The sequence below is a fragment of the Clavibacter lycopersici genome (genome assembly GCF_003576405.1).
Classification (GTDB): Bacteria; Actinomycetota; Actinomycetes; order Actinomycetales; family Microbacteriaceae; genus Clavibacter; species Clavibacter lycopersici.
In genome coordinates this window covers 1-379 of sequence record NZ_QWGT01000571.1, presented here as the reverse complement: position 1 = coordinate 379, position 379 = coordinate 1, and the positions used below count along the sequence as shown (strand labels likewise).

At 78.6% G+C, this 379-nt stretch carries 1 protein-coding gene; it reads right to left on the bottom strand.

Annotated elements, in window-relative coordinates; translation table 11 throughout:
* Positions 1 to 2: 2 nt before the first annotated feature.
* Positions 3 to 379: class I SAM-dependent methyltransferase (locus DZG00_RS16580; protein WP_511172850.1), on the bottom strand; the 377-nt coding region annotated here is incomplete at its 5' end.

The following is a 379-nucleotide window of genomic DNA, read 5'->3' as shown; positions in this document are numbered from 1 at the left end:
GGTCATCGGCCGACGCGCGCGTCCGGATGCGCGCGGCCCGTGGCCGGGTCGCGCACCAGCAGGACCCGGAACGGCACGGCGCCCTCGACGCGCCAGCCGGCGGGCACGCGGAGGGCGAGCTCCACGGGCGTCCAGCTGCGGCGGATCGACCGGAGCCCGTCGACGTGCACGAAGGATCCGCGCGCCACGAGCCGGGAGGCGGGCCCGTAGAGGGCGTAGGCGACGCGGCTGCGGGCGATGTCGCTGTGGAACGCGCGCGGGGCGAGCTCGGCCGAGTCGGCGAGGAGGGCGTCGAACGCGGCGTGCCGTTCCGGGTCCTGCTGGTGCGCGACCCGGCCACGGGCCGCGCGCATCCGGACGCGCGCGTCGGCCGATGACC